The following is an 11,713-nucleotide window of genomic DNA, read 5'->3' on the forward strand; positions in this document are numbered from 1 at the left end:
CTTATGCCATTATAGAGGACAATCAGGCTATTCATCCTTATGCTGATAAAAATATTTTTTATCAGGAACAATGGGTATATGCAGAATACATTGATGAAGATGATGGGGCTGTTGTTTATTATGTCCAATGCCCTGCGACTTGGAGTCAAGCGGAAAAAAATAGAGCTGAAAACCACTTCAATAATTTAGATTTAGCTAATCGATACAGCTTAGAAGCAGGCAAACATTTAAGTGAAGTTATTGACCAAAAAAATGCTTTTGTAGATGTTATTCTTGGGGTTGCCCCACAAGCTACGACTCAAGTAATCAAAAATGGTTTTGTGAATGCTAACCTCCAACCTCTAATAGATTCAGGACAGTTTGCTAACCACTGGAAGAAGGTAATGTACCAATGTTTGGCAAACTCAGTCACATTCTTTGAAGGATAATACTGCGCTTTCTATGCGAAAGGATAGGTAACGGCACAGCAGAAGTAGTATTGTCTAGTAACCGAAAGACGGCATCTCCCTTTGTAACTGTATTAGAATACTTAAAAATAATTGGCGAAAAGACACTTAACAACTGCCTATACCTACTTTACATCTTCTCAGCTATTACTGAATACCTTTAGCCGTGAAGGCATGCTAGAAACCAAGAAAAAGTTTAACTATAATGGAATTGTGAGCTACTTGGATCGTGGGTGATAAGCCTCCCTCGTAGACAATTGTAAGAAAGCCCGTGTCGTTTGATACGGGCTTTTTTTATTTAGACATCAGTTTCTGGTAACAAGGTGTCTTGTGCGTTTTCTATTTCTTCAGCAATGTCTTCGTCATCTTCCGTAAAGTAGGCGATGTGGAACATGGCTTCGCCTTCTTGTACTAACGGGATGTTTTGCTGACCAATTAATATCCCTGCTCGATTCGCGATAACGGAGCCAATGATGTCGCCATATGGACTACCAATATTCGCTAGGGTGTCGCCTTTCTTGATTTGATCACCCAATTTAAAATGGTTGTTCACAATACCGCTGGCATTTGCTCGTAACCATTGGCTGCCGTTGGCAACAAAAGGTGTAATTGCCTTTTTACGCGTTGATGATTTACGCACCATGCCTAAATACTGCAATACATTTGTGATGCCTTTAATACCTGCCAAAATTGAGAAGTCATCAAAACGAAGTGCTTCGCCTGCTTCATAAAGCAAAACTGTCGTTTTGTGTTTTTCGGCGGCTTCTCGTAAAGAACCTTCAATGATATTTGAGTTCAATATCACGGGTACACCAAATGCTTGTGCAAGTTCTTTGGTTTCTACATCAGATAAATCGGCACGAATCTGTGGCAGGTTAGATCGATGGATCGCACCTGTATGCAGATCAATACCATAGTCGCAGTGTTTAACGATTTGATTCAAAAACGTATAAGCCACGCGGCCAGCTAAAGAGCCTTTTGCTGAACCTGGGAAGCAGCGGTTTAAGTCTCTTCGGTCTGGCATGTAACGGCTTTGATTCACAACACCATAAACATTCACCATAGGCACAGCAATTAAGGTGCCTTTGGTCAGTTTGAAGTTCTTTTGGTTAATTAGGCGTCGAATAATTTCGACGCCATTTAACTCATCACCATGAACTGCCGCGCTGATAAAGATAGTCGGGCCATCTTTTTTTGCCCGAGTAATGTAAACCGGCAAGGAAACATCCGCTCCTGTATAAAGCTTGGCAACGGGTAGTTCGATTTTCTTCGTTTCCCCAGGCGCGATGTCAAATTCACCTATCGATAATATAGCCATGATCTTCTCCTACTTACTTTCTCAATAATCTATGGTGCTTATTGATCTCTTGGTAAATCTACATTTTGTTCTATAAAGTCGAAAACCATACCAGCGATATTCTCGCCTGTTGCTGTTTCAATGCCTTCTAATCCCGGTGAAGAGTTTACTTCCATCACCATAGGGCCATTTTGAGAGCGAAGTAAGTCAACACCACAGAAGTTTAAGCCCATTGCTTTGGCTGCGTTGATCGCTGTGTCTTGCTCTTCTTGAGTCAATTTAACAATCTCGGCGCTGCCACCACGGTGTAGGTTTGATCTAAATTCACCTTCTGCACCTTGGCGTTTCATTGCGGCAACAATTTTACCGCCAACAACTAAGCAGCGAATGTCAGATCCGCCAGCTTCTTTAATGAATTCTTGTACAAGGATATTGGCTTTTAATCCCATGAAGGCTTCGATGATGGCTTCTGCGGCTTTGGTTGTGTCCGCAAGTACAACGCCGATGCCTTGAGTTCCCTCAAGCAGTTTAATAACAACCGGTGCGCCACCGACATTTTTTATCAAATCTTTGATGTTATCTGGCTTGCTTGCAAAACCTGTACGTGGAAGGCCAATGCCTTTACGAGATAACAATTGCAAAGAACGCAGTTTGTCACGTGAACGACTGATAGCAAGTGAGTCATTGACATTAAACGTTCCCATCATTTCGAATTGACGAGCAACTGCCGTACCGTAAAACGTAATAGACGAGCCGATGCGTGGAATAATGGCATCATAGCGAGGTAATTCTTCACCGTGGTAACGTACGGTTGGGCGACTACTGGTAATGTCCATGTAGCAATGTAGGGTGTCGATAATATCAACTTCATGCCCTTTTGCTTCGCCAGCTTCTTTCAAGCGTCGGGTTGAGTAAAGGTTTGGACCTCTTGATAAAATGGCAATTCTCATAGTGTTTTCCTTTGTCGTTTCGCCTCTTAAATAAGGCTGTCAGGTTGATAAAGCGCAGTGTATAGTTGATCGTTCAAACAACAAAACGATATATTATGGTGTGTTCGATCAAAATAATTGATTGGTGGGGGTTTTATGAGAATTGAGTTATTAAAGACATGTTTAGAAGTTAGCCAGACATTAAATTTCAGGATTGCGGCTGAAAACCTCTTTATTACTCAGTCTGCTGTGAGCGCTCGAATCAAATTGTTAGAAGACGATTTAGGTGTCTTGTTATTTGATCGTAGCCATAAGCATTTGAAGTTAACACCAGAAGGTAACCGCTTTATAAAGCACGCCAATGAGTTGGTTTTTATGTGGCAAAAAACCAAACATGATGTGGGCATTGCCGAAAACGACACCCATCAATTAACCATCGGTTCGATGATGTCCATTTGGGATATCGTGCTACAAGACTGGTTGCAAAAAATTCATCGAAACTTAGAAGACGTGAGTTTATTTACGAGCACTTATTCAACCACAGAGTTAAATAAAAAAGTGATTAGCCGAGTCATCGACATTGCGTTTGTGTTTGAACCTCCGTTTATCGAAGATTTTGTGACTGAAAAAGTGGCTACCGTGCCTTTGCATTTAGTGACTACTGACCCAGATTATGATGGTGTAGGTAAGTTAGAAAACTATGTCATGGTGGATTATGGTGAATCGGTAAACATACAACATATGAGAGCATTTCAAGATTCTCCGCCAGCAAAGCATCGTATGAGTCAGCCTAGAATTGCACTAAACTACATATTGGAGGCGGGCGGAAGTGCTCACTTACCAAGACAAATGACGTTTGAATATGTACAGAAAAATCAGCTGTTTATTATTGAAGACGCGCCAGTTTATTCCCGAGAAATATTTGCCATTTATTTAGCGAAAAGCCAAAAAGTCGACATCATTGAACAAGCGATTCAGCTTTTCCCTTACTTATCCCATTAACATGCTTGGTGACAATGGCAGAATGGTAACTAAGTGGCTATAGATAAGCATAGTTAAAATAAAGGTTATTTTTTAGTTTGAACAACTTACAACATATATTATTTATGGGGCTCTTATGCAGTATTCAGTTTTAATCACAGGTTGTTCCAGCGGTATTGGGCTTGAAGCCGCTAGAATGCTGCAAGCACGTGATTTTTTTGTGGTGGCGAGTTGCCGTAAAAAAGAAGATGTAGAAGCGTTAAAAGCACAAGGTATCAAACACGTTGTGCAATTGGATCTAGCTGATTCCGCTTCTCTCTCCAAAGGCTTAGAAGACACCTTGGCAATTACTAATGGCCAATTGTTTGCGCTGTTTAATAATGGCGCTTATGGGCAACCAGGGGCAGTGGAAGATCTACCTGTTGAGGCGTTACGAACGCAATTTGAAAGTAATTTTTTTGGTACTCATGAGCTAACAACAAAAGTACTTAAAGTGATGTTAGCGCAAGGTTATGGCCGTATTGTGACGAACAGTTCTGTGCTTGGTTTGGTGGCTGCTCCGTTTCGCGGGGCATACAACGCGAGTAAATTTGCCATTGAAGGTTTGACCGATACTTTGCGCTTAGAATTATCAGACACGCCGATTCATGTGAGTTTGATAGAGCCGGGCCCTATCGAGAGTCGATTTAGAGCTAATGCTCTAGTGGCTTTGAAGAATAATATCGACATGGAAAGTAGTCGTCATAAAAAAGGCTATGAAGAGGCGATTACTCGATTGTCGACAGAAGGGCCTGCGTCATCACATACACTACCAGCTAGTGCTGTGGTAGATAAATTAATCCATGCACTAGAGTCACCGCGTCCTAAAGTACGTTATTACGTGACAATACCTACCTATGGCGCGGCGATAATGAAACGACTTTTACCTGCATTTTTATTGGACAAAATTATGGTTCGTCAAGGTGCTTAGTGTGCTCATTAGTTTCTTCGTTAAGATTTTTAAGCCATTTTACCATGCTGGATAGGTATAAATCACGAGCGACTTGCTTGGATAAAAACAAGTCGTGAAAACCTTGTGGAATCGCTACACAGGTTAGATTTTTGAACGTCCTATTAGCGGCCTCTTGCATGCTATCTACGTCTAATACACCATCACCTTGCTGTATTTCAGAAACTGTTTTTTTGCCAATGGTGCTAATTTCAGATCTGCACATTAAGGTTGGAATGGTTATTTTCTGATTAGCAAGATCACGCTGAGCATGAATGATTTCTCTCAACCAATGGAAAGATAATCCGAAACCTTCTGCAGGTTTCCAGTCCAATCTATAATCCCATTCTCCACCAAACCTAGTGTGTAATGATTTTGAGTAGGTATTAGCTTTTTTACTGTTTAATAGAATAAAAGGCAGTGCGGACACAATCGCACGAATAGGCCAACTGATACTATTAAGTAATTTTGGTGAAAATGGTAACGCAAGGAAGGGACTGTTGAGCATTAGTCCTGTCACGTTAGGAAATGGCTTGTTGTAATGGCTTTCTTTATCAGAGAGGGAGTAAGGCTGTGCGAGGTAAGAGGAAGCAATTAAGCCGCCTGTTGAGTGCGCTAACATTACAACGTTTTTCATGCCATCTTGCTTCATGGTTGCTAAAGCAATGTCTAAATCTTGTCCGTACTGTTCAATTGAATCACACCAATTGGGTAGAGTTGATGGTCGAAGAGAGCGGCCATAACCTTGTAAGTCGACGGCATAAAAACGATAACCAAGCTTGATAAAGTATTCAGCTAGATCTGTTTGAAAAAAATAGTCTGTATAACCGTGTATATACAAAATCGCTTTAGGAGTCCTAGGCCGACCAATATGATTAATTAGCGTAGTGTGTACTTGGCTTTTTTGGCCAGAACTTCTTAATCCAGATAATTCAAAAGTACGAGCACGAAAATTGGCCCCCAATAGGTCTTCACAATCATTTACTTGTTTCCAGTGTTGTCCTATTGGTGCGCTCATAGTGGCTTTCCTATTGTGTTAAGGAGATAGCATTATTTGAATAAATTATCGCCAAGCTGATCAATGGTAAGTTTGGCTTTGCGTAGAGTGATTGTAATGCATTCATCACGACTACCTATTAAATCGGAACGGATGAAATTATGTGTTTTTTTCTCTTCGCCTTCACCTTTCGTGACGATTGCCGCTACTCTAAATTGTCCGTTATCTTTCATTGGTGCTGGCACTATTTCAAAGCCTTTATATTCTACTGTTTCTTCGGCTTTCTCTGGTGCACTCTCTGTTGCTGAAAATAAGCCTTTGAGGCTTGATAAAATACCCATTGTTAACATTCTCCTATGTGTTGCACTATTTCCAAGACTATTCTTCTGGGAACGGCGTCATTAGTCAAACACCATCGTATGATGTTTTCTTTTCTAAGAACAGTCTTAGGAATCTCAGAGACTCAGAAAATATTGATATCGATGAAGATACCGTCTGTTTGTTCTTGCTGTATACTCTCGTTAAATAGAAAATTGAATAATAGGAATCTGTTTATATGAGTGAAACGCAAGCCAACAATCCATTACACGGTATAAAACTAGAAAAAGTTGTGACCGATTTAGTGGAGCATTATGGTTGGGAAGAATTGGCTATTCGGATCAATATTAACTGCTTTAAAAGTGACCCGTCGGTTAAATCCAGCCTAAAATTCTTACGTAAAACGCCTTGGGCGAGAGACAAAGTTGAAGCTTTGTTTTTAGAAACCTCTTTTACTTAGGCTATTTGTTGTATTGATGATGGTGAGTTAGAAGTTACTTTGTCATTATCAAATGCATCATGATGGACAAGATTCCGGCCTAAGTGTTTGGCAGAATAAAGGTTTTTATCTGCATTTCGTAAGAACTCTCTGAAATTTTGATTCTTTTCTAGATTAGTAACACCAATGCTCACTGTGATTTGAATATTGTGGGGGCTGATGTGAAACTCATTGTCTTCAACTTTCTTTCGAATACTCTCCGCAAAATCGTAAGCTTGAACCGCTGTATTGTCCTGAAGAATAATAAGAAATTCTTCTCCACCAATGCGGTAAACATGGTTATTCGGTGTGCTTTCTTTAAGTAATGCTGTCATATCGACCAAAACCGCATCACCTACATCGTGACCAAACTCATCATTTACACTTTTAAAGTGGTCGATATCGACTATCAATAATTGAGTGTTGTCTTCTTTATACTGTGAGTCTTCTTGTTTTTTATTATGCTCTTCAAAAAATAATCTCAATGCGTGACGATTTTTAGCTTTTGTTAGAGGGTCTTCAAATGCCATTTTATGCAACGAAATATTATTTTTCATATGTTGTGATTCATAAAAATAACAAATAAGGAATGTTAAATAATAGGCTAAAGTGAAGTTGAGTAGTGATCGATAGGGGATATTATTATCGGAATCCGATTTTAAAAATAAAATTATAAATATAGGGAAAGAGAGTGAAATTGTGTAAATCAAACCAAGCCTTGCCCCTGCTAAGAGACAAAACATAGCCGGTGCTAGAAGCAACCAATAAATTGATCCTGCGCGTAAATCGGCATGGTAAAAAGTATATAATACTGTAATGCTAATCGAAAAAAGATGTATTGATATGTGCCATTTATGGTTTTTATCTTGGACGGCCATTACAAAGAAATAAAGATTCAACAAACCAAAAAATAACTCAACTAATCCAATGTTAAGCTGTTGTAATACTGTAATATTTAACATACCGAAAAGAACAATAATGACACCAGTAAAAAGGCTTAGCCATTTATGTAGCGTGTTTTTTGCGTCGGTTAATTGTAAGTTCCTTTGAGTATCCATTTATTCTCTATGCTAAATGATTGTTTTGCTTATTATTTATACAGTATTGTCTTTGAAAGGTTCAGTCTAAGTCTACTTATTTTAATAATAAATCATGAGTAATTGCAGTGAAATCGTCAGCAGATTGGATTAAAGACTGTGCGGTTAAGGCTTCCACTCCGTAGATTTCTACTCTGGTTTTATATTTGTCTCTTAATGTGGTGGCTAGCAATCCAAAGTCGCCATCGCCAGAAACTAGAATAAGCACATCACTGTCTTTACCATATTCAATGCCATCAATAGCGATTCCGACATCCCAGTCACCTTTTGCAGAGCCATCTGAGCGCTGAATAAAGGGTTTTAGTTTTACTTCAAAGCCAATCGCTCTAAGAATATTTTGGAACTGACGCTGCTTTTCATCACCTCGGTCTATGGCGTAAGCAATGGCTTTAACAACATTTCGACCTTCAGTCGCTTTCGCCCAAAATTTGTTGTAATCAAAAGGGCGTTTGAACGTATCACGGGTTGTGTAATAAACATTTTGCACATCAACTAAAATAGTGACATTGCTTCCATTCATATTGCTCGTAGCGGCGTTGTTTGTAGAGACAGTACTCATAGATATCCTAACGTGTATTTGATTAAGGCGTAGTAGACAGTGTCATCTTACTTGCTTGGTATAAGTTATTGTCGCCAGCCATTAAGGAGATTTCTTTCAGACTGATTGGAGATGAAGGAGACAATGCCAAGTTTAAAGAGGTAGATGATTGTAAAAAAGCTAAGACAGTATCGGCTATGTGTTTTGATTCTACTGAATAGGCTTGAGCTAAACCTAAGTCTTGGCTACTGATTTGAAGCTTACTTAATAATGCTGACTTATCCGTTTGTGTTGTTGGCGTGTTTGGCCATAAGTACTTCATCATTCCAGCATCTTGGTAACGTATATCTAAGTTGCTAATCTCAACATTATCACCATGAATAATAAAAATTGCTTCGGGTTGTCCTAGTGCTACAGAAGCCAGTAGATCCGTACGCAGCTCCGTCATGGATAAATTTGTATCTAGTAGGTTTATTTGGCTAGAAAATGAAACACGTCCAACATCTTTGATATTTAATACTAAATTAGATGCTGCTGTGAATTGCTCTGATGACGTATTACGCTCTATTTCTGAGACAAAAGATCCTTTGCCTAATAGCGTTTCTATACCAACCGCACGCATCCATCGAGAAGTATCACGAGAAAGGCTAGAAGCTGAGCTTTCTTTTATCCAAAAATCGACATCTAAGCTTGGGTATTTAATCGGATAATGATTAAACGAAATTCGTGCAAACTTTAGCCAAGGAGCGCTTTCCAGACCAAAACTAACGTCTTCAAGGGAAGGCGTTAGAGTGAAAGGATTAAAATGAATACCTTGATAATGCACAAACGGAGTTAGTCCTGAGCTTTCTAATTGTTGTTGAATTTTTTCTGCTGCGTACTGGGTACCAAAGTGTTTGATGGCGTAGATACCTATAATAATAAGGCTGAAAAGTACAAAGAAGGACATTAATAGGCCGACTTTGTTGTCTTTGATCTTTGTTATGAGACGATTCAAGATATTAACTCGTGAGTTGAAGTTGGTGTTGTAAATCACAATAAGCAGTCAGGTTAAGTGTCCTGTGAAAGGGATGCAAATAAAAACTAATAAAGTCTGCTGGAATGGAATAATTGAAATTAATTATTGTTATGTTATAACATAAATAGACTAATTCGATATATCTATAAAGGCAGCGATAAAATGATTCCCAAAAGAACTTTGCCAGTGACCGTGCTCTCAGGCTTTCTTGGTGCAGGAAAAACCACTGTGCTGAGTCATATCTTAAATAACCGTCAAGGTAAGAAAGTGGCGGTTATCGTCAATGATATGAGCGAAATCAATATAGATTCTGCGATTGTACAGAATGATGTGTCACTTAATCGTAGTGATGAAAAGCTTGTGGAAATGAGTAATGGATGTATCTGCTGTACTTTACGTGAAGACCTATTAGTTGAAGTGGGAAAATTAGCAGAAGAGGGACGATTTGATTATTTAGTGATTGAATCAACGGGGATTTCTGAGCCATTACCTGTAGCAGAAACCTTTACCTTTGCAGATGAAAATGGTGTTTCATTATCGGATGTCGCTACTTTGGATACCATGGTAACGGTTGTGGATGCAGTGAATTTTCTAAAAGATTATGACGAAGCGCAATCCTTGCAAGACACTGCGGAATCTTTGGGTGAGGAAGACGAACGCAGTGTAGCGGATTTACTCGTCGATCAGGTGGAATTCGCTGATGTCATTTTAATTAGCAAAACTGACTTAGTTGACGTGACTGAAGTCGAGCGACTCAGTGCGATTCTGAAAACACTCAATACTAACGCTCGAATCATTCCTATTTCGAAGGGCGATGTCGACATAGATGCCGTATTGAATACCAAGTTATTTAACTTCGAGCGAGCTCAACAAGCACCCGGTTGGCTAAAAGAAATGCGTGGTGAGCATCTTCCTGAAACGGAAGAATATGGCATTAGCAGCTTTAGTTATCTAGCTCGACGCCCGTTTCATCCTGAAAAATTCCATAAGTTTCTTCACAATACAGAACGCTATGGAAAATTGATTCGCTCGAAAGGGTATTTTTGGCTGGCGACCCGACCAGAGTTCGCGGGCCAATGGAATCAAGCCGGTGGTATTGCGCGTTATGGTTTTGGTGGTATGTTTTGGAAATCGGTTCCGAAGGCGCAATGGCCTACTGACGAAGAGTATTTGGCTTCTATAAAGGAACAATGGGTGGAGCCTTTTGGCGACATGCGTCAAGAGCTGGTTTTTATTGGCCAGAAGTTGGACCAAACGGCTATGACGTCGGCATTAGAAGAGTGCTTGTTATCGGATGATGAATTATTCAAAGGAAAAGCATTCTGGCAAACCTTAAGTGATCCTTTTGATGAATGGAGAGAAGGAACGTGAGTGCTGTTGCGATAATTGATCAAGAGGTGACTGATCAAACAAAAGAATGTTGCGGTTCGCCCGAGCCTTTATTTCGTCGTGTCAGTGAGCGCAACGATCCAGAAGTACTGACCGATATTTATCGCAATGATACGAATATCGCTATTTGGAAACGAGACGTTTCTGCTGAGTTAATCGCAGCGGTAGACGACTTTATAAACACAAATGAAATGAAGCGAACCATGCTGGCTATAACCGCTAAAAATGCGCATGAGGAACTCCGCAAAGCAATAGGGACAGAAAAAAACATCGCACCTTTAGTGGAAGATATGGCTCAGTTGATAGACATGTTTTGTTGTTTGTTTGATCTCAAACGAGCGGGTGTCAGGCTGACTTCTATGGATCAAGCTATGTGCCCTAGGTTTCATGTAGATAAAATTCCATGTCGGCTTGTTTCTACCTATCAAGGTATTGCAACCGACTGGTTGCCAAATCATCTGGTTGATCGAACAAAACTGGGAGCTGGAAGTGAGGGTAAGCCTGATGACATATCTGGTCTGTTTCATGACCTAAGTGATATTCAGTGTTTAAATCGAGGAGATGTTGCCTTGTTGAAAGGAGAGTTCTGGGAAGGGAACGAAGGTGCAGGATTGATTCATCGCTCCCCACCGCTTCCTGCAGGCGAGCATCGTTTATTACTAACATTGGATTTTATTGATCTTTAGTTCATGGATGGTTTGATTCTCGCTGTGTTATACAATGCATTCTGTTTTATTTATGGACTGATAAATATATGCATTTTCTTACTATTGCGTTAGTTGCCCTTGTTGCTGTTGAACACCTATATATTTTGATTCTGGAAATGTTTATGTGGACAAAGCCAAGAACCTTGAAAGTATTTGGTATGGAAGCAGGATTGGCGGAGCAGACTAAAAATCTTGCGGCGAACCAAGGTCTTTATAATGGTTTTCTAGCCTCAGGATTAGTGTTTAGCTTATTAAATACGAATTATGAATTCGCCCAACAGCTTCAAATGTTTTTTCTTTTTTGTGTGATTGTTGCAGCTGTTTATGGCAGCTTTACTGTGAAAAAAACCATCATATTTATACAAGGTGTTCCTGCAATTTTAGCGCTATTAAGTGTGTTTCTTCTTGGGTAACGTCACCTCTGGATCAGATGTGTTTTGACGAAAAGATTTTTCTTCTAAAAAAACGTACTATAGACAACTGTTTATAGTACGTTTTTTTATATATGAATCATCATTAAGTAGAAATAC

At 39.6% G+C, this 11,713-nt stretch carries 14 protein-coding genes; 7 read left to right on the forward strand and 7 right to left on the reverse strand.

Going from position 1 to position 11,713, the window contains the following annotated elements; all coding sequences use genetic code 11:
• Window positions 1-428 (forward strand): hypothetical protein (locus IF202_RS17380; protein WP_456238040.1); only part of this gene is annotated, 428 nt, incomplete at its 5' end.
• A 316-nt stretch (window positions 429-744) separates the two neighbouring features.
• Here the strand turns inward: IF202_RS17380 and IF202_RS00720 are convergent.
• Window positions 745-1,764 carry a succinylglutamate desuccinylase/aspartoacylase family protein gene (locus IF202_RS00720; RefSeq protein WP_191592957.1) on the reverse strand — a complete coding sequence of 340 codons (1,020 nt, stop codon included), beginning with the start codon at window positions 1,762-1,764 and terminating at the stop codon, window positions 745-747.
• Between the two features lie 38 nt (window positions 1,765-1,802).
• Complete coding sequence (gene rimK / locus IF202_RS00725; protein WP_191592958.1) at window positions 1,803-2,693, reverse strand: 30S ribosomal protein S6--L-glutamate ligase; 891 nt, start codon at window positions 2,691-2,693, stop codon at window positions 1,803-1,805.
• A 135-nt stretch (window positions 2,694-2,828) separates the two neighbouring features.
• Here rimK and IF202_RS00730 point away from each other — a divergent pair, with 135 nt between their 5' ends.
• Both IF202_RS00730 and IF202_RS00735 read left to right on the forward strand, forming a co-directional pair.
• The gene (locus IF202_RS00730; RefSeq protein ID WP_191592959.1) at window positions 2,829-3,674 is read left to right on the forward strand and encodes a LysR family transcriptional regulator; all 846 of its coding nucleotides are present in this window, start codon (window positions 2,829-2,831) and stop codon (window positions 3,672-3,674) included.
• A gap of 115 nt (window positions 3,675-3,789) precedes the next feature.
• Window positions 3,790-4,623, forward strand: coding sequence for an SDR family NAD(P)-dependent oxidoreductase (locus tag IF202_RS00735; RefSeq protein WP_191592960.1), 834 nt, complete (start codon window positions 3,790-3,792; stop codon window positions 4,621-4,623).
• Here IF202_RS00735 and IF202_RS00740 read toward each other — a convergent pair.
• Together IF202_RS00740 and IF202_RS00745 are read right to left on the reverse strand one after the other, a co-directional pair.
• Window positions 4,601-5,659, reverse strand: coding sequence for an alpha/beta hydrolase (locus tag IF202_RS00740; RefSeq protein WP_191592961.1), 1,059 nt, complete (start codon window positions 5,657-5,659; stop codon window positions 4,601-4,603). The two genes, IF202_RS00735 and IF202_RS00740, sit on opposite strands and share 23 nt — an antisense overlap.
• A 32-nt stretch (window positions 5,660-5,691) precedes the next feature.
• A complete protein-coding gene (locus tag IF202_RS00745; protein ID WP_191592962.1) occupies window positions 5,692-5,979 on the reverse strand; it encodes an HlyU family transcriptional regulator in 288 nt (95 codons plus the stop codon).
• Window positions 5,980-6,194: 215 nt separating this feature from the next.
• Between IF202_RS00745 and IF202_RS00750 the strand changes: the two genes are divergently transcribed.
• Window positions 6,195-6,416, forward strand: coding sequence for a VF530 family protein (locus IF202_RS00750; protein ID WP_191592963.1), 222 nt, complete (start codon window positions 6,195-6,197; stop codon window positions 6,414-6,416).
• Here the strand turns inward: IF202_RS00750 and IF202_RS00755 are convergent.
• The 3 genes from IF202_RS00755 to IF202_RS00765 form a co-directional block, all read right to left on the reverse strand.
• A complete protein-coding gene (locus tag IF202_RS00755) occupies window positions 6,413-7,492 on the reverse strand; it encodes a GGDEF domain-containing protein (RefSeq protein ID WP_206705334.1) in 1,080 nt (359 codons plus the stop codon). The genes IF202_RS00750 and IF202_RS00755 overlap by 4 nt on opposite strands.
• A 76-nt stretch (window positions 7,493-7,568) precedes the next feature.
• Window positions 7,569-8,090, reverse strand: a complete 522-nt coding sequence (locus IF202_RS00760; protein WP_235963152.1) for an NYN domain-containing protein — start codon at window positions 8,088-8,090, stop codon at window positions 7,569-7,571.
• A 22-nt stretch (window positions 8,091-8,112) separates the two neighbouring features.
• Window positions 8,113-9,066: a hypothetical protein gene (locus tag IF202_RS00765; protein WP_191592964.1), complete on the reverse strand. Its 954-nt coding sequence runs from the start codon at window positions 9,064-9,066 to the stop codon at window positions 8,113-8,115.
• A 183-nt stretch (window positions 9,067-9,249) separates the two neighbouring features.
• Between IF202_RS00765 and zigA the strand changes: the two genes are divergently transcribed.
• The 3 genes from zigA (at window position 9,250) to IF202_RS00780 (ending at window position 11,596) form a co-directional block, all read left to right on the forward strand.
• Window positions 9,250-10,458: a zinc metallochaperone GTPase ZigA gene (gene zigA, locus IF202_RS00770; protein ID WP_191592965.1), complete on the forward strand. Its 1,209-nt coding sequence runs from the start codon at window positions 9,250-9,252 to the stop codon at window positions 10,456-10,458.
• Window positions 10,455-11,162: a DUF1826 domain-containing protein gene (locus tag IF202_RS00775; protein WP_206705335.1), complete on the forward strand. Its 708-nt coding sequence runs from the start codon at window positions 10,455-10,457 to the stop codon at window positions 11,160-11,162. The genes zigA and IF202_RS00775 overlap by 4 nt, the downstream gene beginning before the upstream one ends.
• A gap of 68 nt (window positions 11,163-11,230) precedes the next feature.
• Window positions 11,231-11,596, forward strand: a complete 366-nt coding sequence (locus IF202_RS00780; protein ID WP_191592967.1) for a DUF1304 domain-containing protein — start codon at window positions 11,231-11,233, stop codon at window positions 11,594-11,596.
• Window positions 11,597-11,713: the final 117 nt, after the last annotated feature.

The organism is Marinomonas colpomeniae (assembly GCF_014803385.1).
Lineage (GTDB): Bacteria > Pseudomonadota > Gammaproteobacteria > Pseudomonadales > Marinomonadaceae > Marinomonas > Marinomonas colpomeniae.

Excerpts from the sequence above, each read along its gene's own strand:
- IF202_RS00720 (WP_191592957.1), bottom strand. The coding sequence starts at position 1,764 with ATGGCTATATTATCGATAGGTGAATTTGACATCGCGCCTGGGGAAACG.
- rimK (WP_191592958.1), bottom strand. The coding sequence starts at position 2,693 with ATGAGAATTGCCATTTTATCAAGAGGTCCAAACCTTTACTCAACCCGA.
- IF202_RS00730 (WP_191592959.1), top strand. The coding sequence starts at position 2,829 with ATGAGAATTGAGTTATTAAAGACATGTTTAGAAGTTAGCCAGACATTA.
- IF202_RS00735 (WP_191592960.1), top strand. The coding sequence starts at position 3,790 with ATGCAGTATTCAGTTTTAATCACAGGTTGTTCCAGCGGTATTGGGCTT.
- IF202_RS00740 (WP_191592961.1), bottom strand. The coding sequence starts at position 5,659 with ATGAGCGCACCAATAGGACAACACTGGAAACAAGTAAATGATTGTGAA.
- IF202_RS00745 (WP_191592962.1), bottom strand. The coding sequence starts at position 5,979 with ATGGGTATTTTATCAAGCCTCAAAGGCTTATTTTCAGCAACAGAGAGT.
- IF202_RS00750 (WP_191592963.1), top strand. The coding sequence starts at position 6,195 with ATGAGTGAAACGCAAGCCAACAATCCATTACACGGTATAAAACTAGAA.
- IF202_RS00755 (WP_206705334.1), bottom strand. The coding sequence starts at position 7,492 with ATGGATACTCAAAGGAACTTACAATTAACCGACGCAAAAAACACGCTA.
- IF202_RS00760 (WP_235963152.1), bottom strand. The coding sequence starts at position 8,090 with ATGAGTACTGTCTCTACAAACAACGCCGCTACGAGCAATATGAATGGA.
- zigA (WP_191592965.1), top strand. The coding sequence starts at position 9,250 with ATGATTCCCAAAAGAACTTTGCCAGTGACCGTGCTCTCAGGCTTTCTT.
- IF202_RS00780 (WP_191592967.1), top strand. The coding sequence starts at position 11,231 with ATGCATTTTCTTACTATTGCGTTAGTTGCCCTTGTTGCTGTTGAACAC.